At 72.6% G+C, this 25236-nt stretch carries 21 protein-coding genes and 1 pseudogene; 11 read left to right on the top strand and 11 right to left on the bottom strand.

Going from position 1 to position 25236, the window contains the following annotated elements; genetic code table 11:
- Positions 1-227 (top strand): annotated as a pseudogene (locus tag DP939_RS27330) (IS5/IS1182 family transposase); the annotation flags it as partial.
- 164 nt (positions 228-391) lie between these two features.
- On the opposite strand, the gene DP939_RS27325 reads toward DP939_RS27330, so the two are convergent.
- Both DP939_RS27325 and DP939_RS27320 read right to left on the bottom strand, forming a co-directional pair.
- The gene (locus DP939_RS27325) at positions 392-880 is read right to left on the bottom strand and encodes a DinB family protein (RefSeq protein ID WP_113983627.1); all 489 of its coding nucleotides are present in this window, start codon (positions 878-880) and stop codon (positions 392-394) included.
- A 27-nt stretch (positions 881-907) separates the two neighbouring features.
- Positions 908-1534 (bottom strand): SAM-dependent methyltransferase, encoded by a 627-nt coding sequence (locus DP939_RS27320; protein WP_113983626.1) that lies wholly within the window; start codon positions 1532-1534, stop codon positions 908-910.
- Positions 1535-1621: 87 nt separating this feature from the next.
- On the opposite strand from DP939_RS27320, the gene DP939_RS27315 reads away from it, so the two are divergent.
- Together DP939_RS27315 and DP939_RS27310 are read left to right on the top strand one after the other, a co-directional pair.
- Positions 1622-2206: a helix-turn-helix domain-containing protein gene (locus tag DP939_RS27315; protein WP_113983625.1), complete on the top strand. Its 585-nt coding sequence runs from the start codon at positions 1622-1624 to the stop codon at positions 2204-2206.
- A 348-nt stretch (positions 2207-2554) separates the two neighbouring features.
- Positions 2555-3523 (top strand): zinc-binding dehydrogenase, encoded by a 969-nt coding sequence (locus DP939_RS27310; protein ID WP_113983624.1) that lies wholly within the window; start codon positions 2555-2557, stop codon positions 3521-3523.
- Between the two features lie 323 nt (positions 3524-3846).
- Here the strand turns inward: DP939_RS27310 and DP939_RS27305 are convergent, their stop codons facing one another.
- Positions 3847-4239 carry a MarR family transcriptional regulator gene (locus tag DP939_RS27305; protein WP_225878527.1) on the bottom strand — a complete coding sequence of 131 codons (393 nt, stop codon included), beginning with the start codon at positions 4237-4239 and terminating at the stop codon, positions 3847-3849.
- Positions 4240-4325: 86 nt separating this feature from the next.
- On the opposite strand from DP939_RS27305, the gene DP939_RS27300 reads away from it, so the two are divergent.
- The 5 genes from DP939_RS27300 (at position 4326) to DP939_RS27280 (ending at position 9750) form a co-directional block, all read left to right on the top strand.
- On the top strand, positions 4326-5762 hold the full coding sequence (locus tag DP939_RS27300) for an MFS transporter (protein ID WP_113983622.1): 1437 nt from the start codon (positions 4326-4328) through the stop codon (positions 5760-5762).
- A gap of 55 nt (positions 5763-5817) precedes the next feature.
- On the top strand, positions 5818-6471 hold the full coding sequence (locus DP939_RS27295) for an AMIN-like domain-containing (lipo)protein (protein WP_147268162.1): 654 nt from the start codon (positions 5818-5820) through the stop codon (positions 6469-6471).
- An 87-nt stretch (positions 6472-6558) separates the two neighbouring features.
- Positions 6559-7644 carry an adenosine deaminase gene (locus DP939_RS27290; protein WP_113983620.1) on the top strand — a complete coding sequence of 362 codons (1086 nt, stop codon included), beginning with the start codon at positions 6559-6561 and terminating at the stop codon, positions 7642-7644.
- On the top strand, positions 7641-8288 hold the full coding sequence (locus DP939_RS27285; RefSeq protein WP_113983619.1) for a PH domain-containing protein: 648 nt from the start codon (positions 7641-7643) through the stop codon (positions 8286-8288). The genes DP939_RS27290 and DP939_RS27285 overlap by 4 nt, the downstream gene beginning before the upstream one ends.
- A gap of 151 nt (positions 8289-8439) precedes the next feature.
- The gene (locus tag DP939_RS27280) at positions 8440-9750 is read left to right on the top strand and encodes an FAD-dependent oxidoreductase (protein ID WP_113983651.1); all 1311 of its coding nucleotides are present in this window, start codon (positions 8440-8442) and stop codon (positions 9748-9750) included.
- Between the two features lie 45 nt (positions 9751-9795).
- Here DP939_RS27280 and DP939_RS27275 read toward each other — a convergent pair whose 3' ends face one another.
- Together DP939_RS27275 and DP939_RS27270 are read right to left on the bottom strand one after the other, a co-directional pair.
- On the bottom strand, positions 9796-10170 hold the full coding sequence (locus tag DP939_RS27275; protein WP_113983618.1) for a hypothetical protein: 375 nt from the start codon (positions 10168-10170) through the stop codon (positions 9796-9798).
- Positions 10163-11410, bottom strand: a complete 1248-nt coding sequence (locus DP939_RS27270; protein WP_113983617.1) for an FAD-dependent oxidoreductase — start codon at positions 11408-11410, stop codon at positions 10163-10165. The genes DP939_RS27275 and DP939_RS27270 overlap by 8 nt, the downstream gene beginning before the upstream one ends.
- A gap of 98 nt (positions 11411-11508) precedes the next feature.
- Here DP939_RS27270 and DP939_RS48060 point away from each other — a divergent pair, with 98 nt between their 5' ends.
- Entirely contained in the window at positions 11509-12156 is a 648-nt protein-coding gene (locus DP939_RS48060; RefSeq protein WP_113983616.1) for a TetR/AcrR family transcriptional regulator, read from the top strand.
- Between the two features lie 31 nt (positions 12157-12187).
- Here the strand turns inward: DP939_RS48060 and DP939_RS27260 are convergent, their stop codons facing one another.
- From DP939_RS27260 to DP939_RS27250, 3 genes are read right to left on the bottom strand one after another with little or no spacing between them, the layout of a single operon-like run.
- Positions 12188-13825 (bottom strand): phospho-sugar mutase, encoded by a 1638-nt coding sequence (locus DP939_RS27260; RefSeq protein ID WP_113983650.1) that lies wholly within the window; start codon positions 13823-13825, stop codon positions 12188-12190.
- Between the two features lie 30 nt (positions 13826-13855).
- Complete coding sequence (locus DP939_RS27255; RefSeq protein WP_113983615.1) at positions 13856-14671, bottom strand: purine-nucleoside phosphorylase; 816 nt, start codon at positions 14669-14671, stop codon at positions 13856-13858.
- Between the two features lie 22 nt (positions 14672-14693).
- A complete protein-coding gene (locus DP939_RS27250; RefSeq protein ID WP_113983649.1) occupies positions 14694-15146 on the bottom strand; it encodes a gamma-glutamylcyclotransferase in 453 nt (150 codons plus the stop codon).
- 116 nt (positions 15147-15262) lie between these two features.
- On the opposite strand from DP939_RS27250, the gene DP939_RS27245 reads away from it, so the two are divergent.
- Complete coding sequence (locus DP939_RS27245; RefSeq protein ID WP_113983648.1) at positions 15263-16657, top strand: NAD(P)H-quinone dehydrogenase; 1395 nt, start codon at positions 15263-15265, stop codon at positions 16655-16657.
- A gap of 70 nt (positions 16658-16727) precedes the next feature.
- Here the strand turns inward: DP939_RS27245 and DP939_RS27240 are convergent, their stop codons facing one another.
- Together DP939_RS27240 and DP939_RS27235 are read right to left on the bottom strand one after the other, a co-directional pair.
- Positions 16728-18104 carry a hypothetical protein gene (locus DP939_RS27240; RefSeq protein ID WP_113983614.1) on the bottom strand — a complete coding sequence of 459 codons (1377 nt, stop codon included), beginning with the start codon at positions 18102-18104 and terminating at the stop codon, positions 16728-16730.
- 105 nt (positions 18105-18209) lie between these two features.
- Positions 18210-19970, bottom strand: a complete 1761-nt coding sequence (locus DP939_RS27235) for an acetyl/propionyl/methylcrotonyl-CoA carboxylase subunit alpha (protein WP_113983613.1) — start codon at positions 19968-19970, stop codon at positions 18210-18212.
- Between the two features lie 274 nt (positions 19971-20244).
- Between DP939_RS27235 and DP939_RS27230 the strand changes: the two genes are divergently transcribed.
- A complete protein-coding gene (locus DP939_RS27230; RefSeq protein WP_111169377.1) occupies positions 20245-20517 on the top strand; it encodes a WXG100 family type VII secretion target in 273 nt (90 codons plus the stop codon).
- 64 nt (positions 20518-20581) lie between these two features.
- Here DP939_RS27230 and DP939_RS27225 read toward each other — a convergent pair whose 3' ends face one another.
- Positions 20582-25216: an FtsK/SpoIIIE domain-containing protein gene (locus tag DP939_RS27225; protein ID WP_113983612.1), complete on the bottom strand. Its 4635-nt coding sequence runs from the start codon at positions 25214-25216 to the stop codon at positions 20582-20584.
- Positions 25217-25236: the final 20 nt, after the last annotated feature.

The following is a 25236-nucleotide window of genomic DNA, read 5'->3' as shown; positions in this document are numbered from 1 at the left end:
TCATCGTGCCGTTCAGGCAACCCGCCGACGGCAACGTCCTCAGCGTCGGCAACCGCACCCGCAACGCCCTGCAGCGCGCGCTGCGCTGCCTGGGAGAACGCGGCTTCGCCCTCCTGACCGAACGCTGGACCGCTCTCCGGCACACCACACTCAGCCCCAGCCGGATCGGCGATCTCGTCCGCGCCGCCCTCGTCCTCGTCCATTTCGAACACCGCCGGATCAGCTGAAATTCAGTGAGAAAACGTCATTCGACGGTGGTGAAGGTGAGGATGCCGCGGTCAGGGATATTGCTGTCCGGATCGCCATGCGTCCGTTCAGGAAGGCGATTTCCATCTGTGCTGCTGTAGAAACTGATTCGTTGGTGAGCGCGAATCTCCTGGACCGTCAAGTATCAGCGGCCGGTGGTGCCGTCGATCAGTTCGCGGAGGATGTCGGCGTGGCCCGCGTGGCGGCCGGTTTCTTCGATCATGTGGGTGAGTGCCCAGCGGACGCTGGGGGCGGGGGTGCCCGGAACAGGGCGGGGGAGAGGGGCCGTGGGGTCGGGGCATCGATCGAGGACTTCGTTCGCGTGCTCGACCGCCTCGCGGTAGCGGCCGACGACATCGGCCACGCTGTCCGCGTCGGGGACCTGGAACGTCGCCTGCCAGTCGGTGACCTTGGCCCCCAGGAAGATCGAGCGTTCGACAAAGGTCAGGTGGCCGAGGAGGCCGAGCAGGTTGGTGCCCGAGGGCACCGCGGACGTGCGGACCTGTGGGTCGGGGGCGTCCTCGACCTTCGCGGCGATCGAGGTGCGGAGGTAGTCCAGGAAGCCGCGCAGGGTCTCGATCTCGCTGTTTCCGGTCCGGGGCGGCGGGGTGTCGCGGCGGGAGACGGCGGGCATGGTGCTCTCCTTGTCGGGCGAGGCGGGTCAGGCGGTGCGGCGGATGAGGAGGATGTGGTCGATGACCTCGGCGGTCTGCCCGTTCGGGCCCGTCGCGATCCGGTGCGGCGTGTCGGAGCGCTCGACCGTCCAGGCCACCGGGTCCAGGTCGATGTCCGCGGCGATCTCCTGCGGGCTCGGGTACCGGATGTCCGGATCCTGGACCCACGACCATGGGGAGGTCGAGCCGTGGTCGACGACCAGCAGCAGCCCGCCCGGGCGCAGCGCGTGCGCGGCCGTGCGCAGGACGGCCGTCCGGTCCAGATCGAACGGCGTGTGCAGGTAGTGGGCGCTGACCAGGTCGAACTCACCCTCCGGGAACGAGTCGCGCAGGTCGTGCCGTTCGGCGGCGATCCGATCGCCCAGGCCGCCCGCCTGGGCCAGGGCGGTGAGCCGTTCGAGCGCCACCGCCGAGATGTCCGTGGTGGTGACCCGCCACCCCTGGCGGGCGAGCCACAGCGCGTCGCCGCCGTCGCCGCAGCCCAGGTCCAGTACGTCGCCGGGCGGCAGGTCCGTGACCATCTCGGTGAGGCGGACGTTGGGCCGCGGGGCGGTGGCGGGCGGGCGGGCCGCGTAGACGCCGTCCCAGAACGTGACCGCATCGGTGCTGCTCATCAGCTCTCCTTCACTCGGGGATGCGCTCAGTCTCACCGTCGGCGCCCGATCTGGCACGGATTCTTGCCGTTCTGGCAAGATGGCCGGGTGGACGGCGAGACGGAGGACGTACTCGACGCGGTGGGCCCGCGGCTGCGTGCGCTGCGCCGTGACCGGGGCATCACCCTCGCCGCCCTCGCGGCGACGACCGGGGTGTCGGAGAGCACGCTGTCCCGGCTGGAGAGCGGGCAGCGCCGGGCGACCCTGGAGCTGCTGTTGCCGCTGGCCCGCACGTACGACGTCCCGCTGGACGACCTCGTGGGCGCTCCGCGCACCGGCGACCCCCGGATCCATCTGAAGCCGATCCGGCGGTTCGGGATGGTCTTCATCCCGCTGTCCAGGCGGCCGGGCGGTGTGCAGGCGTTCAAGATGATCATCCCGGCCCGGCCGGAACCGCTCGAACCCACCCCGCAGACCCATGAGGGCTTCGAGTGGCTGTACGTGCTCAACGGCCGCCTGCGGCTGGTGCTCGGCGAGCGGGACCTGACGCTGCCGGCGGGTGAGGCGGCCGAGTTCGACACCTCCCTGCCGCACTGGCTGGGCAGCGCGGACGGCGGCGTGGTGGAACTGCTCATCCTGTTCGGGCTGCAAGGGGCGCGCGCACATGTGCACGAGGGGCCGCGCCGGTCCTGACACGGTGGGCCGGATATGAAATCCGTGAATCCACCGCCGCCGAATCCAGAATGAATCCCGAACGCCTCCCAGAGCCGCGGCCGGGACCGTTTTGGAGGCGGTCGGGCGGCCCTGGGGGCGTTCGGCCGGTGCGCCATTCTTTTGAGGGATGGCGCCCCTGAGCTGTGTAATGAGACCATATTTCACGGCCCGCCCCGCCGTCGCGTTTCTGCTCTTTACTTCATTCGCGGGTTTTGCGGACCGGGGAGTCCTGATCCGCCTTCGTGCCCACCGCCCGGTTGACCTCAAGTTTGCTTGAGGTAGCACGCTGGCCGTGTCACCAGATTCCAAGGGGAAGGGACGATCGAGATGCGCGCGGTTCAGGTGCGGGAGTTCGGGGGGCCGGAGGTCCTGGTACCGGCGGAGGTGCCGGAGCCGGTGGCCGGGCCCGGGGAGGTCGTGGTGGAGCTGGTCGTGGCCGACGTCATCTACCTCGACACGCTGCTGCGGCAGGGCTGGGGCGGGGAGGTGTTCCCGGTGCGGCCCCCGTACATCCCGGGCGGCGGTGGCGCGGGGCGGGTGGTCGCGGTGGGCGCGGGGGTGGACCCGGGCTGGGTCGGCAAGCGCGTCGTGGCCAGGGGCCAGGGCGGTTACGCCGAGCGGATCGCCGCCTCCACCGAGGGGGTGGTGGAGATTCCGGAGGGGCTGGCGTTCCCGCAGGCCGCCGCCGTACTGCACGACGGTGCCACGGCGCTCATGCTCGCCGGGAAGGGCGAGATCGCCAAGGGGCAGCAGGTGCTGGTGACCGCCGCGACGGGCGGCGCGGGGTCACTGCTGGTGCAGCTCGCCCGCGACGCCGGGGCCCGGGTGATCGCGGCGGCGCGCGGTGAGCGCAAGCTGAAGCTGGCCCGTGAGCTGGGCGCGGAGGTCGCGGTGGACTACTCCGTGGCGGGCTGGGACGAGCGCGTACGCGAGGCGGCCGGCGGCGAGGGCGTCGATCTGGCCTTCGACGGGGCGGGCGGCGCACTCGGGGAGGTGACGTTCGGCACGGTGGCCAAGGGCGGCAGGTTCGTCACCTACGGGACGTCGAACGGCGGATTGGTCGAGATCGACCCGCAGGCCGCCGAACGCCGGCAGGTCCGTGCGGTCAACGCGCTGGCGGACGGACCGCCGCCGCCGGACGTGGCCCGCGACAACCTGACGCGGGCCGTGGCACTGGCCGCGGAAGGCCGGATCACCCCGGTGATCGGGGCGACCTACCCCCTCGAACGCGCCGCGGACGCCCACCGCTCACTCGCCGAACGGACCACGCTCGGCAAATCGTTGCTGTTCGTCTGATCGACGCGAGGGTGCCCGGGGGGCGGGTTCTGACAGGGTGGGCGGCGGCCGACGGGCCGTCTGCTGCGAGGGTCGCCCTGGGCGTGCCCGCGGGGGGTGCCCGTGCCGGGCTTGGGGTGCGATCGGTTGGCTCGCGGGGGCGGGTGACGCTCGGTGCATCCTCTCCGGCGTGCCGGGGACGCGCGTCGTTCGCTTGCCGAGCGGGCCACCGGGCTTGGGGCGCGATCGCGGGGCGGGTGACGCTGGGTGCGCCCCCTGCGGCGTGCCGGGGGCGCGCGTCGTTCGCTTGCCGAGCGGGCCACGCTCGGCAAGTCGTCCGCTGGTCATCCGGCCGCTACGGGCACGCTCGGTGTCAGCATGGCGGCCAGGACCGCGCGGTGGGTGGGCCGGGCGGCGGCGTGGCGGGCGCGGCCCTCGGGGGTGATGCAGACGAAGATGCCGCGCCGGTCGGCCTCGCAGATGTTGCGGCCGACCAGGCCGGCGCGTTCGAGTCTGGCGATGAGCCGGGACAGCGCGCTCTGGCTGAGATGGACCGCGTCGGCCAGCTCCTGCACCCGGAATCTGTCGTGGCCGCTCTCTACCATGCGGTCCAGGACCTCGAACTCGCTCGGCCCGAGGCCGTGCTTCTCGCCCAGCTCGCGCTCCAGTGCGCACCAGATGCTGGCGTGCTGCGCGAGCAACTGCCGCCATGCGACGACGATCGCTTCCTCGCTCACACGCCGGAGTGTACCAGGCGCGAACATAAGATGCACTCTCATTAAATGCTGTTGCATTAGATGCGGTTGCATGTAATCTCATTCGCATGCATCCCTCGTCTACTGGCGAGCGCTGGGATGCGCGTCTTTGGGGCGCGCTCGCGGTGCTCTGCGGAGTCATCTTCCTGGACGCCCTCGATGTCTCGATGGTCGGAGTCGCTCTGCCCTCGATCCAGGCCGACCTGGGCATGACCACCTCGTCGCTGCAATGGGTGGTCAGTGGTTATGTGCTGGGGTACGGCGGTCTGCTGCTGCTCGGGGGCCGGACCGCCGACCTGCTCGGACGCCGCAAGGTGTTCCTCGTGGCCCTGGCGGTCTTCGCCGTCGCCTCGCTGCTCGGGGGCATCGTGGACGACGGCGCGCTGCTGATCGCCGCCCGGTTCGTCAAGGGCATCAGCGCCGCGTTCACCGCTCCGGCCGCACTGTCCATCATCACCACGACCTTCCATGAGGGGCCCGCCCGCAACCGGGCCCTCAGCATCTTCACTGCCTGCGGCGCCAGCGGTTTCTCGCTCGGACTCGTGCTCTCCGGCCTGCTGACCGAACTGGGCTGGCGGTGGACCTTCCTGATGCCGGTGCCGGTCGCGATCATCGCGCTGGTCGCCGGGCTGAAGCTGCTGCCTCGCCACTCGGGCGAGGAGCGCGCCACCGGCGGCTACGACCTGCTCGGCGCCGCCCTGATCACGATCTCCATGTTGCTGCTGGTCTTCGGCGTCGTCGAGGCCCCCGAGGTGGGCTGGGTCGCGCCGCGCACCATCGCCACGCTCGGCGCCGCGGTCCTGCTGCTGGTCGCGTTCGTCCTGGTGGAGCGCCGGATCAAGCACCCCCTGGTGCGGCTGGGCATCCTGCGCTCCGCGCCGCTCGTCCGGGCCAACCTGGGGCTGGTGATCCTCTTCGGCTCCTACGTCGGTTTCCAGTTCGTCGCCATGCAGTACTTCCAGAACCTGCTTCACTGGTCCGCCTTGGAGACCGCGCTGGCCTTCCTGCCCGCCGGCCTGATCGTGGCGGTCACCTCCACCAAGATGGGCGACCTCGCCGACCGGTTCGGCACCCAGCGGCTGATCGCGATCGGCGCGGTCGCGCTGGCCGCGGGATATGCGATCTTCCTCGGCGTGGACGCGTCGCCCAGCCTGGGCGGCATGATCCTGCCCGGGATGACGCTGCTCGGCATCGCCTTCGGGCTGTCCTTCCCGTCGCTGAACATCCAGGCCACCAACGGCGTGGTGGACGACGAGCAGGGCCTGGCCTCGGGCCTGCTCAACACCTCCGGCCAGGTCGGCGGGGCGATCGTACTGGCGGTGGTCACCGCGGTCATGACGTCCAGCGGGACGGGCGTGTCCATCCCCGGCATCCGCGCGGCGATCGTGGTCTCGGCCGTGCTGGCCGTCGTCGGCCTGCTCATCGCGGTCACCGGCCTGCGCGCTCACCGTCCGGCCGCCGTGCCGGAGGAGGAGGGCGACGCGAAGGTACTCGAAACCGTCTGACGGAGTCGTGCCATGGGGGCCGAAGGCGGGTATCTGAACCGTAGGAGGCTGCCTTATGGACGGCACGCGAGTCGCAATTCCCCTTGTAGCGCTCATGCTGCTCACGGCCTGCGGCCAGGGCGGGGACGCCGAGGGCTCCTCCTCGCCCTCCGCGTCCCCACAGCCCACCCAGGCCGAGACCACCCAAGAGCCCACGAAAGACACCCCTGAACCCACCGAAACCACCGAAACCACCGAGCCCAGTGAGCCGGTGACCTCCAGGCCACCGGCGCCGAGCCCGCCGACGTCCACCCGGGAGGTCCAGGTGGACCGGCAGGGCATGGACCCGGCGGTGGTCAAGCGGGTCCGGTACGCCGGGCACCCCGGCTTCGACCGGGTGGTCATCGACCTTTCCGGCGCGGTGCCCGGCTACTCCGTGCGGTGGGCCAAGTCCCTGGTCCAGGACGGCAGCGGCGATCCGATCCCGGTCATGGGCGGCGCGTACCTCCAGGTCAGCCTGCGCCCGGCCAACGCCCACACCGACTCCGGCGCGCTGACCTGGACGGGCGGCCCGGTGTTCCGCGCGGGGCTCGCCAACGTCACCGACGTCGTCAGGACCGGCGACTTCGAGGGCGTGGTCGGGGTGGGGATCGTGCTCGACCACCGGGCGGCGTTCTGTGTGTCGGAGCAGAAGCGCCCGCCCCGGCTGGTCCTGGACGTCGCGCACTGACCCGGACACGACACGACACCGCCTGTCGAACCGGACACGACACGACACGCCCGGCACCGGGCCGCGCCGGAACCCTAAGATGGCGAGATGAACCAGCCCAGCCCGGCCGCGATCCGCAAGGCCCCCAAGGTCCTCTTGCACGATCACCTCGACGGCGGCCTGCGCCCCGAGTCCATCGTCGACCTGGCCCGCGACTCCGGCTACGCCGGGCTGCCCACGACCGACCCCGGCAACCTGCGGACATGGTTCGCCGAGGCCAGCGCCTCGGGCTCGCTGGAGCGCTACCTGGAAACCTTCTCCCACACGGTGGGCGTGATGCAGTCCCGCGAGGCGCTGGTCCGGGTGGCCGCCGAGTGCGCCGAAGACCTGGCCGATGACGGGGTCGTCTACGCCGAGGTCCGGTACGCGCCCGAGCTGCACACCACCGCCGGGCTGACGCTCGACGAGGTCGTCCAGGCGGTGATCGAGGGCTTCGAGCAGGGCTCGGCCGGGCGGCCGATCAAGGTCAGGTCACTGCTCACCGCGATGCGCACGCAGGCGCGGTCACGAGAGATCGCCGAGCTGGCCGTCCGCTACCGCGACGTGGGCGTCGTCGGGTTCGACATCGCGGGGGCCGAGGCCGGTTACCCGCCCACCCGCCACCTGGACGCCTTCGAGTACCTGCAACGGGAGAACGCGCACTTCACCATCCACGCGGGGGAGGCGTTCGGGCTGCCCTCGATCTGGCAGGCGATCCAGTGGTGCGGCGCCGACCGGCTCGGCCACGGGGTGCGGATCATCGACGACATCCAGGTGTCGCCGGACGGGGAGCCGAAGCTCGGCAGGCTCGCCGCCTACGTCCGTGACAAGCGCATCCCGCTGGAGATGTGCCCGACCTCCAACATCCAGACCGGGGCCGCCAAGTCGATCGCCGAGCACCCGATCGGGCTGTTGCGCAGGCTGCACTTCCGGGTCACGGTCAACACCGACAACCGGCTGATGAGCGACACCACGCCGTCGCAGGAGTTCGTCAAGCTGGTGGAGACGTTCGGGTACGGCTGGGATGATCTGCAGTGGTTCGCGGTCAACGCGATGAAGTCCGCCTTCATCCCCTTCGATGAACGCCTGGCGCTCATCAACGGGCAGATCAAGCCCGGGTTCGCCAAGCTCAAGTGGGCGGGAGAGGCACAGTGAAGCAGGTCTACCGGTCCCGGGTGGCCCAAGTGCTCGGCTGGGTGTGGGTGGTGTTCGCCACCGTCATGGCCGTCGATCTGGTGCTCCGGTTCAACGGGGCGCCGTCGCTCATCGCCGCCGCGGTGCTCGGCGTGCTGACCGCCATGATCGTGGTGACCTCGCTGCGCCCGGCCACCGTGCTCACCGAGGACGGCGTGCTGGTCCGCAACCCGTTCCGGGACACGTTCGTGCCCTGGGCGTCCGTCGCGGGGGTCAAGGTGTCGCACGCGATCCAGATCGACGCCGACGGGCAGACCGTCCGCTGCTGGACGCCGCAGTCCTCGGCCCGTGAGCGGGTCTCGGCGCTGCGCCGGTCCGAGCCGGGCCGGCCGACCTCCACGCGGGGCTCGCGCGGGATGCCGATCACGCCCAAGGCGACGAGCGCGGAGCAGGCGGCGGTGGACGCGATGGCGGGCCGTACGCACGCCGACTACGTCGCCGACCAGCTCACCGAACGCGCGGAGCAGGCCAGGCGCAAGGCCGCGCTGACCGAGGGGTCTGATGCGGGGGAGGCGCAGCCGGTCCGCACCACCTGGTCGGCGCTGGCCGGGGCGGTCTGCCTGGCCGCCGCCGTACTCGTCGTCGTGGCGGTCGTCGCGTCCTGATCGCCTGATCGCCTGATCGTCTCAACAGCGCGCCGGGGTGACCGGCGCGCTGTTTCCGTGTGCCCGAGTGTGACCAGCGCCACCTTGACGGGCATGGGCCCCAGGGCGGATAGTCGAGTTATTCAACAGTCGATGAAATCGGATGGTGGTCATGTCCGAGAACGTGACCTGCGTAGTCATCGGTGGCGGCCCGGCGGGGATGGTGCTGAGCCTGTTGCTCGCCCGTGCCGGGGTGGAGGTGACCGTGCTGGAGAAGCACGGCGACTTCCTGCGCGACTTCAGGGGGGATACGGTTCACCCCTCGACCCTGCAACTGCTCGACGAGCTCGGCCTCGGCGAACGGTTCGCGGCCCTGCCGCAGAGCCGGCTGAGCCGGATCGGGTTCGGGATCGGCTTCCGGCCCGGTTCCGGGATCGGCCGGGACGACCTGCTGGTCATCGGTGACATGAGCCGGCTCAAAGTGCGCCACCCCTACATCGCGATGGTCCCGCAGTGGGACTTCTTGTCCCTGCTGGCCGACGCCGCCAAGGACGAGCCCACCTTCAACCTCCGGATGAACACGGAGGTGACCGAGCTGATCCGCGAGCGCGGGCGGGTGGCCGGCGTCCGGTACCGGACCGAGGACGGCCAGACCGGCGAGATCCGCGCCGACCTGACCGTCGCCTGCGACGGACGCTGGTCGATCGCCCGCGAGCAGGCCAGGCTGGCGCCGAAGGAGTACCCCGTCCCGCTGGACGCCTGGTGGATCCGGCTGCCCCGCAACCCGCAGGACCGCGCCGAGGCGCTGACGCCTGTCACCGACAAGGGGCGGTTCATCATCATCATCCCGCGCGAGTCCCACCTGCAGATGGCCTACATCGCCAAGAAGGGCATCGACCCGCAGCTCAGGGCGCGCGGCATCGAGAGCTTCCGCGCCGAACTCGTCGATGCCATGCCCTGGCTCGCCGACCGGGTGGACCAGATCGAGTCGATGGACGACGTCAAGCACCTGGACGTACGGCTCAACCGGCTGCGCCGGTGGCACCGCCCGGGGCTGCTGTGCATCGGCGACGCGGCGCACGCCATGTCGCCGATCGGCGGGGTCGGCATCAACCTGGCCGTCCAGGACGCGGTGGCCGCCGCCACACTGCTGGCCGGGCCGCTGCGCCGGGGCGGCGGGGTGCCGCCCGCCCTGCTGGCCAAAGTCCGTACGCGGCGGCTGCTGCCGACCATCGCGGTCCAGACCCTGCAGCGCATCCTGCACCGCATGGTGATCTACCCGATCATCAAGGGGGAGCGTTCCGGCCCGCCCGAGCCGATCATCCGGCTGATGCGGCGCTTCCCGAAGGCATCGTTCGTGCCCGCCTACCTGATCGGCATCGGCCTGCGCCCCGAACACGCCCCCGCCTACGCCCGCCGCCCCCCTCAACCGGCCCCGGCCCACCCGGCCCCGGCCCCGGCCGCCCGCACCCCGGCGGACTGACCCGCCACCGAGGCGGCCCGGGGGCCGCGGCGGGCCATGGCCTCGTCAGGGCTCCTGTGACGTGCGCGAGCGGGTGAGCCGGCCCGCCGAGCCGAACGCCACCAGCGCCAGGGCCGTGGCCGCGAAGGCCGCCGGGACGCCGTTCAGCGCGTGTACCAGCGCGTCGCCCGCCTGGAAGAGGCCGGTCACCCACAGCAGGACGATCAGCCCCGCGGTGGAGCGGCGGGCCAGCAGGACCAGCAGCGCGCCGCCCACCGCCAGCGACCTGATGGAGCACGCCCGGGCGAACGTCTCCACCGCCGGGGTCACGGCAGAACCGGCGGGCAGCGCGAAGGCGGGGTCGGCGATCAGGATGCCGGAGACCGCGAGAGTCAGCAAGGTCGTGGCCACGGTGACCGCGACGAAGATCCGCTCACCCATGGCTCAACGGCTCCAGCGGGCCGGTCAGGCTCTCGGGCCGGACGCCCAGCCCCACGGCCCTGCCGAGCAGATACGGGAACCCCGGCCAGTGCCGCAGGCTCCGCAACGGCTGCGGCAGACGCAGCACGGCGGTCGAAACGTCACCGGTGATGGAGGCGGCCACGAAACGCTTCTGCGCCATGCGCTGCGCCGCCTGGGTGAGCACGGTCGGCCACTGGCGGCGACGCTGCACCCGGGCCAGTTCCCTGTCACTCACCCGGCCACACCGCAGAGCGGGCACCAGGATCCGGGCCGCGGCGACGGCGTCCTGCACGGCCAGGTTGACGCCCACGCCCGCGATGGGGGACATCGCGTGCGCGGCGTCGCCGATGAGCAGCGCGCCCGGCGCCCACCAGTGGGCGAGCCGGTCGATGCGGATCTGGAGAACGGCGATGTCGGCCGCACCGATGGCGGCCATGCGTTCGCCGGTGAACGGGGCGAGCCGGGCGATGGTGCGGCGGGTCCACGCCCCGTCGTCGGCCCGCGCCGCCTGCGCCGTGTCCTTACCGATGAGCAGGGCGGCCTGCCAGTAGTCACCGCGGTTGATCATGACGAGGCCGCCGGTGGCCGAAAAGTGCAGGAACGTGCCGTCGGGGTCGCCGGGCAGGCGGGGGATGCGAACGTACAGGCAATCGTGCGGCGTGGCGGAGGAGCGGGGGTGCAGTCCGAGCAGGTTCCGCACGGTGGAGTGCCGGCCGTCGGCCGCGACCACCAGCGGCGCGGCCAGCTCACATGTCCGGCCGGTGTCCTTGTCGGCGTAGCGGACCCCGCACACCCGCCCGCCCTGCCGGAGCAGGCCGGTGACCTCGGCGTGCCGGGCGAGGTGGAAGTGCGGCGATTCGGCGGCGGCCTCGGCGAGCAGGTTGAGGAAGTCCCATTGCGGCACCAGCGCGATGTGCTGGTGGCGGCCCGGCAGGCGGCTGAAGTCCTCGGTGATGGCGCCGTCGTCGAACCGCATGGTGACCCGTTGCTCACGCTGCTGCGGCAGGGCGGCGAAGCGGTCGCCGAGGCCGAGCCGGTCCAGCAGGTTGAGGGTGGAGGCGTGCACCGTGTCGCCGCGGAAGTCGCGCAGGAAGTCGGGGTACTTCTCCAGCACCGCCACCTCCACCCCGGATCTGGCCAGCAAGAGGCCGAGCACCATGCCCGCCGGGCCGCCCCCGGCGACGACGCACGCCACCGTGGTCTTCGCGATAGATCCCATCTGGTCCTCCAGGAGGGCAGAAACGGGGAGAAAGTCCCCGGTTAGTCGCACGGTATCATAACCGGGGAGCTTGTCCTCGTTTATGTCTGGAGTGACCGATGAGAGAGCTGCGCGCCGACGCTCGCCGCAATCGCGAACGGATTTTGCGCGCGGCACACCTGGCGTTCCTCAATCAGGGGGCGGACGCGCCGCTCGACCAGATCGCCACAGGCGCGGGAGTCGGCAACGCCACCTTGTACCGCCACTTCCCGGACCGCGCCGACCTGATCGGAGCCGTGGTGGTGGACAACATGGCGCAGGTGTCGGCCCTCGCCGCCGAGGCCCTGGCCGCCGGACCGTCGGCCGGCCAGGCGCTCGCCGCGTTCGCCCGGCGGGTCGTCGAACGCCGTGTCGTCGCCATGCTGCCCATCCTGGGCGCGCACGTCGAGCAGACCGCCGAGTTCCGCCAGGCGCGCCATCACCTCCTGGCGGCGCTGGACACTCTGACCGAGGCCGCCCGGGCCGAAGGGGCGCTGCGCTCCGATGTGAGCGCCGCCGACCTCGTCATGTTCCTCACCGTGCTCACGCGCCCTCTGCCGTCGGTGTCACACGACCTCGACGACGCGGTGCGCGCTCGGCTGCTGGCCACCCTCCTCAACGGCCTGCGCCCCGGCGGCGCCACCCCGCTGCCGGGCGCCCCCCTCGACGCGGACCTCATCACGGCCGACCTGACGACGGCGAACCGGGGTCCGGCCGCACAGGCATGACCGCAGGGAGTCCTTGATGGGCCGGATGGGCTCAGAGGGCGAGGGCCGCTGTCAGGGTGTCGCCGATGGCAGTGATGTCCTGGGCGGCGCGGGCTCGGGCCGGGTCGACGTCGCCCTCGGGGCCGACCGGGGTGACGACCTCCAGGTAGCACTTCAGCTTGGGCTCGGTGCCGCTCGGCCGTACGACGGCGCGGGCGGCACCGGCCAGCCGGAAGCGCAGCGCGTCCGTCGGCGGCAGCCCGCCGGCCCCGGCGGTGAAGTCGTCGATGCCCTCGACGGCCCGGCCGCCGAGGGCGGTGGGCGGGGCGGCCCGCAGCCGGTCCATCGCCGCCGTGATCAGGGACAGATCCTCCACCCGGAAGGACAGCGCGCCCGTGGCGTGCAGGCCGTACTTCTTGGCCTGGTCGTCCAGCAGGTCGAGCAGGGTGCGCCCGGCGTGCCGGGCGGCGGCGGCCAGCGCGGCGACGGTGAGCGCGGCCCCGATGCCGTCCTTGTCGCGCACCGGCAGCCCCGCGTCGGACCCCACGCTGTAGCCCAGGGCCTCCTCGTACCCGAACACCAGCCCCGCCCCGGCCCGCATGATCCACTTGAAGCCGGTCAGCGTCTCCGTGAACGCCACCCCGTGCGCGGCCGCGATCCTGCCGAGCAGTGAGGAGGACACGATCGTGGTCGCCACCCGCCGCGAACCGCCCGACGTGGCCGTGAGGACGTGCTCGGCCAGCAGCCCGCCCAGCTCGTCGCCGGTCAGCATGCGATGGCCGCCGTCGCGCAGCGGCACGCCGACCGCGCACCGGTCGGCGTCGGGGTCGTTGGCGATCAGCAGGTCCGCGCCGACCCGCCCGGCCAGCTCCAGCGCCAGGTCCATCGCGCCCGGCTCCTCCGGGTTGGGGAAGGCGACGGTGGGGAAGTCCGGGTCGGGGTCGCGCTGCGCCGCCACGACGTGCGGCGGGGCGAACCCGGCCCGCTCGAACGCCGCGCCCAGCGTGCCGCCGCCCACTCCGTGCAGCGGCGTGTAGACGACGGTGAGGTCACGGACCTTCGGATCGCCCAGCGGCAGCGCGGTCACCGCCGACAGGTAGGCGTCGGCGATCTCCGGGCCGAGCGTCTCCCACTCGCCCAGCGGCAGCCGGTCCACCCGCCCCACGGCGTCGATGGCGGCCGAGATCTGCGCGTCCACCGGCGGCACGATCTGCCGTCCGTCCCGCCAGTAGACCTTGTACCCGTTGTCGCGCGGCGGGTTGTGGCTCGCCGTCACCGTCACCCCCGCGACCGCGCCCAGGTGGCGCACCGCGAAGGCGAGCACCGGCGTGGGCAGCGGTCCGGGGAGCAGCAGGGCGCGCAGCCCGGCCCCGGACAGCACGGCGGCGGTGTCCCGGGCGAAGACGTCGGACTTGTGCCGGGCGTCGTACCCGATGACCACTTTTCCACCCGGCCCCAGCACGGCGGCCAGACCGGCGGCGGCGCGCATGACGGTGACGCGGTTCATCCGGTTGGGGCCCGCGCCCAGCTCGCCGCGCAGCCCGGCGGTGCCGAACTCCAGCTTCGCGGCGAACCGCCCGGCCAGCGCCGCCTGATCGCCGCTCGCCAGCAGCCCTGCCAGCTCGGCCCGGGTCTCCGGGTCGGGGTCCTGGGCCAGCCAGTCCTCCGCCCGCCGTACCAGATCGCGCACGCGCACCCCTCCCGAGCCGCCAAGAAGCGCCTAAAGGTTGTCGATCACCTTGGCCAGCAGCAGGCCCATCCGCCCGGCAGTCGCCCGGCCCACCGCCAGCACCTCCTTGTGGTCGAGCGGTTCGTCGACCAGCCCCGCCCCGGGGTTGGTGACCAGCGAGACGCCCAGCACCTCGGCGCCGCCCTCGCGGGCCGCGATGGCCTCCAGCACGGTGGACATGCCGACCAGGTCGCCGCCGATGGCCCGGCACATCCGGATCTCGGCGGGCGTCTCGTACGACGGGCCGCGAAAGCCCACGTACACGCCTTCGCTCAGCGACGGATCGACCTCGCGCGCCAGGTCGCGCAGCCGCCTGCTGTAGACCTCGGTCAGGTCGATGAACGTCGGGCCGGTCAGCGGATTGGCGCCGGTGAGGTTGATGTGGTCGCTGATCAGCACCGGATCGCCGACCCGCTGCAACTCCGGGCGCAGGCCGCCCGCCGCGTTGGTCAGCACCACCGTGCGGACCCCGGCGGCCAGCGCCGTGCGCACGCCGTGCGCCACCGCGTCGACGCCGTGGCCCTCGTACAGGTGGGTACGGCCCAGGAAGACCAGCACCGTGCGCCCCGAAGCGGTGACCACCGCGCGTACCGTGCCCGCGTGCCCCAGCACCGCAGGCGGCGCGAACCCCGGCAGGTCGCCCACCGGGATCTCGGCGAGCACGTCGCCGATCGCGTCGGCGGCCGGGGCCCAGCCCGAGCCCATCACCAGGGCCGTGTCGAAGGCGTCCGTTCCGGTCCGGTCGGTCAGGGCGCGGGCGGCCCGCTCGGCGAGCGCACGGGGCGATTCATGGTCATCATGGGTCACGAACCCGAGGCTACCGGGCCGATCAGCTCCCCAGCGAGGTGCAGGGACGGCTGCGCAGCTCCTTGACGTAGTCGTCGGGGGCGCCCGCCTTCTCCGCGGCGTCGGAGATGATGCCGAGGTAGCGGGCGGCGGGCAGGCCGCCCTCGTAGTCGTCCAGCACATGGAACCACGCCACCACCTCGCCCTCCAGCGTCTGCACCCGAAGGCGCACCCGCCGATACAGGCCGAGGGAGGCGCCCTCCCAGTGGTCGAGGGTCTGCTCGTCCCACTCGGGGACGTCGTAGAGGACGACGAAGACGTGTTCGCCGGCGTCTTCGACGATGGTGGCGAGCGCGCCCTCCCAGCCGACGTCCGCCCCGCCGAAGGTCAGACGCCAGCCCTGCAGCCAGCCCGTGCCCCGCATCGGGGAGTGAGGAGCCCGCTGAGCCATCTGCGCCGGGTCCATGTTGCTGCCGTAGGCCGCGTAAACAGGCACGGCACCCAAGAGTAATCCAAGATCGCACTCCGGTGGCTCATGCGACGGGGGACCGGTGGTTCGTGCCTTCGTGCCCGCATCGATGCGCACTCCTGGGATACGGGACAATGGTGTACGTGACGAGGATCGTGATCATAGGCGGCGGCCCCGGCGGTTACGAGGCGGCCCTGGTCGCCGCGCAACTGGGCGCGGAGGTCACGGTGGTGGAGAAGGACGGCATCGGCGGGCACTGCGTGCTCACCGACTGCGTGCCGTCCAAGACCCTGATCGCCACTTCCGTCCGCAAACAGGCGCTGCTCGACGCCGCCTCGCTCGGGGTCCACTTCACCGGTGGCGGCGACGGCGAGGTCGGCGGCGTGCAGGTCGATCTGCCGCTGGTCAACAAACGGGTCAAGGAGCTGGCGCAGGCGCAGTCCGCCGACATCGCGGCGCGCATGGCGGCCGAGGGCGTGGAGGTGATCGCCGCTCAGGGGCGGCTGGTCGATCCGCAGGTGGTGCGGGCCGGTGACCGTACGATCGAGGCCGACGTGGTGATCGTCGCGACCGGCGCGACGCCCCGGGTGCTGCCCACCGCCCGCCCCGACGGCGAGCGCATTCTCGACTGGCGGCAGATCTACGACCTGCCCGAGCTGCCCGAGCACCTGATCGTGGTGGGTTCGGGGGTGACCGGCGCGGAGTTCGCCGGCGCCTACCGTTCGCTCGGTTCTGAGGTCACGCTGGTCTCCAGCCGCGACCGGATGATGCCCAACGAAGACCCCGACGGCGCCGAGGTGCTGGAGGAGGTCTACCGCAGGCGCGGAATGAACGTCATGGGCCGGTCCCGGGCGACCGGGGTCAAGCGCACCGCCGACGGCGTGGTGGTCACCCTCGAAGACGGCCGCACCGCCGAGGGCTCGCACTGCCTGATGACCGTCGGCATGATCCCCAACACCCGGGGGCTCGGCCTTGAGGAGGCCGGCGTCACCCTCGACGCCAACGGCTTCATCCAGGTGGACAAGGTCTCCCGCACCTCCGCCCCCGGCGTCTACGCGGCGGGCGACTGCACCGGCGTGCTGATGCTCGCCTCCGTGGCGGCCATGCAGGGCCGGATCGCGGTGTGGCACGCGCTGGGCGAGGCCGTCCAGCCGCTGCGCATGGCCACGGTGGCGGCCAACATCTTCACCGACCCGGAGATCGCCACGGTCGGGGTGACGCAGCGCCAGATCGAGTCCGGCGAGATCGACGCCAATGTGGTGAAGCTCCCGCTGGCCACCAACGCGCGGGCCAAGATGCAGGGCTTCAACGACGGCTTCGTCAAGCTGTTCTGCCGCCCCAACACCGGCATCGTGCTGGGCGGGGTCATCGTCGCGCCGAGCGCGTCCGAGCAGATCCTGGCCGTCTCCGAGGCGGTGCAGCAGCGGCTGACGGTCGACCAGCTCGCCCACACGTTCGCGGTCTACCCGTCGCTGTCCGGTTCGGTGACCGAGGCCGCCCGCCGCCTGATGCAGCCGATGACCAGCAGCGGCATCTGACTCATAGACCAAAGGGAAGACCCCGGCGGCCTGGGCCACCGGGGTCTTCGCGTTCTCAGGCAGGGGAGGACTACCAGTCGCCGCCGAAGTCTCCGCCGCCGAAGTCACCGAAGCCGCCGCCGTCTCCGCCGCCGCCCCAGTCTCCGCCGCCCATGCCGCCCATGTCGCCACCGGCGTCGGCCATGCCCTGCTCATAACCCATGCCGTAGCCGCCCATGCCCCAGCCGCCCATCATGCTGCCCATCATGGTGCCGACGAGCATGATGCTCATCACGTCGCCGAAGCCGCCGTAGTAGCCGTAGGCGTAGGGCTGGTAGGCCGGGCCCGCGTCGTAGTAGGGCCGCCGCTGGCCGTTGACCATGACCTCGCGCATCTGCGGGTCGAAGCCGCTCTCCACCGCCTGGGCGTCGGCCGCGCAGGCGGGCACGTCGCGGACCGCGCCGCCGGCCGGGGCCCAGCGCACGTCGCGGACGGACGGGCCGTGCTGCGGGTTGAAGAAGCACGGCGCCCGGCGCTCGGGGATCGGCTGCTGGTTGACCCGCGCCTTCACCACGGCCAGCGCGTAGCGGCCGTCCTGGAGCGTGGAGGTCACCCCGCGCACGTCGTCGGGCCGCTTGACCGCGGCCAGCTCGACCTTGGCCTTCTCGTAGGAGTCGAGTGCCTCCTGCCACTCGTTGAGGTGGCCGCCGCCCTCGCCGAGCATCTTGACGTCGGTGTCGAGCGCGGTGATCTCCTCACCGAACTTGGTGACGTCCTCCTCCACGGTCTGCTTGACCGCGGCCAGCTCGGCGGCCTCACGCGCCTCGCGCTGCTGCCGCTTCTTGCGCGAGTAGAGGAACAGGCCGCCGCCGCCCACCAGGAGCAGCACCAGCAGCGCGATGGTCACGCCGGAGCTGACGCCGCCGCTCGTGCCCGCCTTGCTGCCCGAGCCGAGCGCGCCCTTCCGGTCGCCGTTCACTGCGGCGTTGGTGCGGTTGACGAAGTCCTTCACCACGTTGACCACATCGCCGGTGTTGCCCGTCGCGGACAGGTTGGCGATCTGGGCCATGGTCCGCTGGTTGACCATGCCGGAGGTGGCGAACAGGGTCTGCCCGTCGATCACGGCGAGCGAGGCGGCGCCCCGGCCCTCCGCCTGGAGAGCCTGGCCGAGCGTGGTCATGTAGGACTTGACCTGGTCGTTGGGCAGCGTGCCGTCGGGGAACGCCGCCAGGTAGATCGGGTGCTTGGAGTCCGCGAGCGCGGTGCGCACTTCGGACTGCTGGGCGGAGGTGAGCGACGCGCCGCTCATCACATAGAGCTTGTCCCTGGTGTTCTGCCAGGACGCGATAACGGTGGCCGCGTCCGGCGGTGCCGCCGCACTCGCGGCGGGCGCCATCGCGAGCAGGGCGAAGAGCCCCGCGAGCAGCGCGGCGAGCGCTGTGCCCGCGCGGCGGGCCGGTTGGGTCATATTCACGGCAGCAAGCCTCCTTCGCCCGGAAGGACGAACGGGCGGTCGGCGGAGTTCCCTCGTCCCCTCAACTCGACCGTATCTCTTTCTCAAGGGCCACAGCCGCTACGACTCTTTGATGTCGCAGATGACCGCGCCGGAGTTGACCGTCTGGCCGACGGCGGCGCTCAGCCCGGAGACGGTGCCGTCCTTGTGCGCGGTGAGCGGTTGTTCCATCTTCATCGCTTCGAGCACCACGATGACGTCGCCGGCGCGCACGGTGTCGCCGTCGTCGGCGACCACCTTGACGATGGTGCCCTGCATCGGGCTGACCAGGGAGTCGCCGCTCGCCGCGGCCTTCTTGGCGGCCGAGGCCGCGCGCCTGCGCGGGGGCGCTCCCGAAGCACGGCCCGCGGCGGCCCCGTTGGCGGCGAACCCCGCGGGGAGCACGACCTCCAGGCGCTTGCCGCCGACCTCGACCGTGATCCGCTCCCGCTCCGTAGCCGTCTCACCCGGAGTCGCCGCCGCGACGGCGTAGGGCGGGATGGTGTTGTCGAAGCCGCTCTCGATCCATCCGGTGTGGATGGTGAACGGCTCGCCGGTGAACGCCGGGTCGGCCACCACCGCGCGGTGGAAGGGCAGCACGGTGGGCATGCCCTCGATGTCGTACTCCGCCAGCGCCCGCCGGGCCCGCGCGAGGGCCTGCCGCCGGTCGGCCCCGGTGACGATCAGCTTGGCGATCAGCGAGTCGAACGCCTGCGGGACGGTCTGCCCGGCCGTGTAACCGGCGTCGAGCCGCACGCCCGGCCCCGACGGGAGCCGCATCGCGGTGATCGTGCCGGGGGCGGGCAGGAAGCCGCGCCCGGGGTCCTCGGCGTTGATCCGGAACTCGATGGAGTGGCCGCGCAGCGGCGGGTCGTCGTAGCCCAGCGGCTCGCCGGACGCGATCCGGAACATCTCCCGCACCAGGTCGATGCCGGTGACCTCCTCGCTGACCGGGTGCTCGACCTGGAGGCGGGTGTTGACCTCAAGGAAGGACACCGTGCCGTCGGCGCCGACCAGGAACTCACAGGTGCCCGCCCCGACGTAGCCCGCCTCGCGCAGGATCGCCTTGGAGGCGCGGTACAGCAGGTCGCGCTGCTCGTCGGTGAGGAAGGGCGCGGGGGCCTCCTCGACCAGCTTCTGGTGGCGGCGCTGGAGGGAGCAGTCGCGGGTGGAGACCACCACGACGTTGCCGTGGGCGTCGGCCAGGCACTGGGTCTCGACGTGCCGGGGGCGGTCCAGGTAGCGCTCGACGAAGCACTCGCCGCGGCCGAAGGCGGTGACCGCCTCGCGGACCGCGCTGTCGAACAGCGCGGGGATCTCCTCGATGGTGCGGGCGACCTTCAGCCCGCGCCCGCCGCCGCCGTAGGCGGCCTTGATCGCGATGGGCAGGCCGTGCTCCTCGGCGAACGCGGTGACCTCGGCCGCGCCCTCGACCGGGTCGGGGGTGCCCGCGACCAGCGGCGCGCCCGCGCGCTGGGCGATGTGCCGGGCCGAGACCTTGTCGCCGAGCGCGGTGATCGCGGCGGGCGGCGGGCCGATCCAGGTGAGCCCGGCGTCGATGACGGCCTGGGCGAAGTCGGCGTTCTCGGCCAGGAACCCGTAGCCGGGGTGGACGGCGTCGGCGCCGCTCCGCTTGGCGATCTCCAGCAGCTTGCCGATGTTCAGGTAGGTGTCGGCAGGAGTGGAGCCGCCGAGCCCGTACGCCTCGTCGGCCATGGTGACGTGCAGGGCGTCGAGGTCTTCGTCGGCGTAGACGGCGACGCCGGTCAAGTCCGCGTCGCGGCACGCCCGCGCGATCCGGACGGCGATCTCACCACGGTTGGCGATCAGGACCTTGTGCACAGACGTCGTTCCTTCCTCACACGGCCGCCCATCGCTCCCGGGGGGACCGGAGCACTCGGCCTTCCCACGGAGTTTAGGCGTCTTCGGCCGGCGGCATTGCGGGACCCCGCGTGAATGCGCACTGTGCTCCGAGCACGGGCCTCGCGCCCGGATCTGCGCTTTGATTCGTGCCAGTTCTCGATAGCCACTCGGCATAACGGCTCTCTCGCCGTAATCTTGCGTCTAACGTGATGGCGCTTGGCGACCTTGTGACGTCAACCAGAAGGAGACCGGCATGAGCCAGAGCTTGCTCGGTGGCAATCCCGCAGAAATGCAGCAGATGGCCACTCAGTTCACGCAACAGGCCGATCAGGTGCGTGCGACCACCGCCGCGCTGGACCGCGAGGCCGCCAAGGTCGGCACCGCCTGGACCGGACCGGGAGCCGAGCGTTTCCGCGACTCCTGGCAGAACTACCGTGCCGCCTTCCAGCGGATGGCCGAGGAGCTTCAGGAAGCGTCGCGGGTCATCAACACCTACCGCGGCAACATCGAGTCCGCCACCCAATGACCGCAGGCGTATAAACGCGCGGGCGCATTCGGCAGGGATGCGCCCGCGCGTTTTTCCGGCTCCTTCACTCGGGCAGCGCCGCCTGGACCGGCGTGACGGTGCCCAGGGTGACCAGCAGCCCGCGTCCGGGCGGGCCGCCCACCGCGCCGCGCGGCAGCCGTACGGTGAACAGGTCGCCGTCGGCCGGGCTCTGCACCGACAGCAGCAGCCCGGTGCGCGGCTTGCGCGCCTCGGCGACGAACCCGCGGTAGGCGGTGGTCAGGTCGCCGGTGGGCCCGGCGATGATCAGGCCGTGCTCGGCGTCGCGGCCGGACCGCAGCACCTCTTCCAGGGTCCCGCCGAGCACGGAGTCCGGCGAGATCAGTTCGGCGTCGTCCACCAGCACGACGTACCGGTCGTGCCCGGTCAGCGCGGCCCGCAGGTCGCCGTCCGCGCCCAGTACGGCCAGCACGCCGTCTTGCCCGGACAGGTCGCGCAGCGGGCTCCTGCGCGGCGTCACCACCGCGACCGGCGTACCGGCCGCCAGCAGTGAGCGGGCGGCGGTCAGCAGCGCGGCCGAACGCCCCGACCGCGACGGCCCGGCGATCACCGCCCCCGGCCCCTGCCCGACCAGATCGACGCCGAGCGGGGCGAGCGCGTCGCCGCCCACGCCGAGCAGCGCCCACAGCGGCGACGGCGGCTCGAAGGCGGGGGCGAGTTCCATCGCCTGGGTGGCGGTGATCCGCATCGGCAGCGGATCGACGCGCAGCGGCCGCTCCCACCCGGGGCGCGGGGAGGCCGAGACCGGCTCGCGGGCCAGTGCCTGGAGGGCGGCGACCTGGGCGGGCCCGGAGGGTTCGGCGGCCAGCAGCGCGATCTGGCTCTCCACCAGCCCGTGGTCGTTCACCGCCAGCACCCGGCCGGGCGGCATGGAGGAGGGCAGGTCGCGCAGCGGCAGTCCGGCGAGGCCGTAGTCGGCGGGGTCGGCCAGGCGCAGGATCAGCCGCTCGTCGAAGACCGTGGAGACCTGGCCGAGCAGGCCGGACCTGTCGGCGGTGACCACCGCCCGCACGCCGACCGCGGGCCCCTCCCGGAAGATCTGCAGGGTCGTGTCGATCAGCCGCCCGTAGTCGTAGCCCTCGAACGCGGCCACGAACCCCTCCCAGCGGTCGAGCATCAGCACCAGCCACGGGGGGCGTTCGCCGTCCGGGCCCGCGCCGGAGGGTTCGGCGGCGCGCATCTCGGCGAGCGAGGCGTACCCGGCCGCGGCCAGGAGCTGCTGCCTGCGGCCCACCTCGGCGCGCAGCCGGGTCAGCAGCCGCTCGACGCGGTCGAGCTGGTCGCGGGTGACGACCGCGCCGCAGTGCGGCAGGCCGACCAGCGGGAGCAGCGCGCCGGAGCCGCAGTCGATGGCGTGCAGGTGCACGTCGGCGGGCGAGGCGGCGCCGGCCAGCGCCCCGGCGATGGTCCGCAGGGCCGTCGTACGGCCGCTGCGGGCCGCCCCGGCGAGCAGCAGGTGCCCGCCGTTCACCAGGTCCAGCGCCAGCTCGCGGCGGCCCTGCGCCCACGGCTCGTCCGTCACCCCGAACACCAGCGGCGGCACCTCCTTGCCCTCCGGGGTCACCCGGCCGTATCCCAGCTCGGTGACGGTGACGCGCTCGGGAAGAGGGTCCAGCCACGGTGTGGGCTGCTCGGGGACGTTCAGCGCGCGGGCGGTGTCGATCAGGGCCTGGGTGAGCGTGGACAGGTCGCTCGCGGCGCTGGTCTCCTGCTGCTCGGCCGCGGCGGCGGGCAGCGCGTGGCCGAGCGCGCGCCAGCCGAGTTCGGCCACCCTGACCCGGCCGCCGCCGCCCTGCCCGCCCGCGCGTCCGCCGATCCTGGCGGCCTGCACGGCGGTGGCCGCGCCGACCCCGGACTTGACGTAGCAGCGGCCCGGCGTGGACTTGGAGATGTGCGCCGCGTCGGGCCGGTCGATCACGTCGGTGGACTCCACGCCCTCGGTGACCCGCAGCGCGATCCGCAGCGAGGTGTTGGCCTGGATGTCGGCGGTGACCACGCCCGCGGGCCGCTGGGTGGCCAGGATCAGGTGGACGCCCAGCGAACGTCCGCGCCTGGCGATGTCCACCAGCCCGGTCACGAAGTCGGGCAGCTCGGTGACCATCGCGGCGAACTCGTCGATGATCAGCACCAGCCGGGGCAGCGCCGGGCGCGAACCCTGTTCGGCCTGGTAGTCCTCGATGTCCTTGGCCCCGGCGTCGAGCAGCAGGCGTTCCCTGCGCCGGATCTCGGCGGCCAGCGACGCCAGGGCCCGTTTGGTCAGGTGACCGTCCAGGTCGGTGACCATGCCGACGGTGTGCGGCAGGCGTACGCACTCCTTGAACGCCGCGCCGCCCTTGTAGTCGATCAGCACGAACGTCATCTCGTCCGGCCGGTTGGCCACCGCCAGCGAGCAGATCAACGTCTGCAGCAGCTCGGACTTGCCCGCGCCGGTGGTGCCCGCGACCAGGGCGTGCGGGCCGTCGCGGCGCAGGTCCACGGCGAAGGGGCCGTCCGGGCCGATGCCGAGTTGCGCGCGGGTGGTCGCGCCCTTCCAGCGTTCGCTGATGGCCGTCACCGACGGGACGGGCATGCTCAGCAGGTCCAGCAGCCGGACCGAGTCGGGCAGCGCGGAGGCGGACTCGTCCCTGCTGACGTCGCGGATCGGGGCCAGCGCGCGGGCCAGCCGGTCGCACCAGGAGGCCGGTACCTGGTCCGCCAGGATGTCGCCGAGCGCGTCGAGGCCGCCGCCGAGCAGGCGGACCCGCCCGCCGGTGTCGCAGTCGGCGACCGTGGCGCACTCCTCGGGGAGCAGCCGCCGGTCCTCGTCCAGGGCCAGGGTGTAGACGCCCGCCCGGGGGCCCTGGCGCAGGACCTGTGGCATGCCGGGCAGTGCGCGCAGCACCTGCGCCCCGTCGAGCACGACCAGAACGTCGTAGGGGCGATCGTCGTAGGAGGAGAAGGCGGGCTCCTCGGTGGCCCCCCAGGCGGACGACTTGCGCTCGCCGCCCCAGCCCAGGTCGTCCCAGCCGGTCGGGACCTTGCCGAAGCCGGGGGAGGCGGCCTCCTCGCCGAGGCGTTCGTCGATCAGGGCGGCGAGCTCGGCGACCCGCCGGGCGGCGGCCTCGGGGTCGGCGCCGATCAGCGCCACGCAGTCCTCCCCGCCGTGCGGGGCGCAGTGCGGCAGCCAGCGGGCCCAGCTCCAGTGGTCGCCGCCGTCGCCGTGCGCGGACAGCACGACCACGGCGAGGTCCCTCGGGCTGTGCAGCGCGGCGGCCTGCCCGACCAGCCACCTGGCCAGGCCCGCGGCCTGTGCGCGCGGGCCGGTGATGCCGGCCACGCCCAGGCGGCGCATGGCCAGGGCGACGGGCACCGCGCGCGAGACCGGCGGGCCGGGCAGCACGGCGTCTGCGGACGCGCTGCGCTCGGGCACGAGTTCCAGGTCGGCGGGCAGGTCGGCGAGGCCGACGCGCAGCCGCAGCGCGTCGGAGTCGTGGATGCGGCGCTCCCACAGCCGCCGCCGCGGGCCGGTCGCGGTCAGCAGGACCTCGGCGGGGTCGGGGGCGAGCGCCCTGCGGGCGACCTCGTCGGCTGCCCTGGCGGTCTCCAGGGTCTGCTCGAAGGCGGCGATCCGCTGTTTGTACTCCTTGAGGGCCTGCCGGTACTGCTTGCGCCCGTGCCGCTTGTCGCTCCACCACTGGCCGATCATGATCATCGGGGTCATCAGGGCGAACAGCAGAAAGTACCAGGTCTGCAGGAAGTACGCCAGGGCCAGCCCGAGTACGGCGGGCAGCATGGCGGCGAGGAGCTGTAACCGGACCCCGTCGCTGCGCTTGGGCTCGGCGGGCACCTCCAGCCGGCGCACCCGGTCGGGCCTGGCCAGCCGGGGCGGCCGGTTGTAGGCGAAGCCGCCGTCGGCGCGCGAGTCGAGGTGGGCGTCGGGCGGCTCGATCTCGGTCAGGGTGAAGGCCGAGCTGCCGCAGACCATGAGAGCGCCCCAGGGCCACGGGGTGGCCTCGGCCAGGTACTTGCCTTCGAGCACCGGCGTCGGCTGCGCCACGGCGATCTCAGGGCCGGGCAGGGGCATCTCCGCGACGACGCCCTTGCGCCTGCGCCGCCTGCGGCGCTTGGGCGCGGGCGGCGCGGCGGTGACGACGGGCGGCTCGACCGTGACGCCCTCGGTGGTGATCCGCAGCCGGACCGCCTCCCGCGGCAGCGCCGGGTCGGGCACGGCGACCGCGCACGCCGCCGCCGAGCCGATCACGTGACTGCCGAGCCCCAGCCGGTGCACCGAACCCGCCGCGGGCCCGCCCACCACCCGCAGTTCGACGATCCCGCCGGGCTCCTCGGTGACCGTGGCCCCGGCGAGCCGCGCGTCGAGCGTTACCAGGTCGCCGTTGCGCAGCACCCGGACGGCCGCGGCCCCGGGGTCCAGTGGCCGCCCGCCACGCCAGAGCCGCGGAACGCCGTCGGTGGTTTCGGGTGTCCGTTGCGCCGGGATGAGGGACCGCCGGTCCATCCCGTACGGCGCGCGCGCCCGCGACAGGCGGACCACCTTGGCCAGCCGCTCGCCGGTCGCGCCGCCGAGCGCCTCCGCCACCGCGGCGACCGTGGTGCCCTCGTCGCCTTCGATGACGACGTCACGACCACCGTGCTCGCCCACCAGAGTGAGCATGATCCGCATATCGGGACTCCTTGGTGTGC

It is taken from the genome of Spongiactinospora rosea, assembly GCF_003315795.1.
Taxonomy (GTDB): domain Bacteria; phylum Actinomycetota; class Actinomycetes; order Streptosporangiales; family Streptosporangiaceae; genus Spongiactinospora; species Spongiactinospora rosea.
The sequence above is the reverse complement of the archived record's forward strand: the minus strand, read 5'-3'. Positions and strand labels throughout refer to the sequence as shown.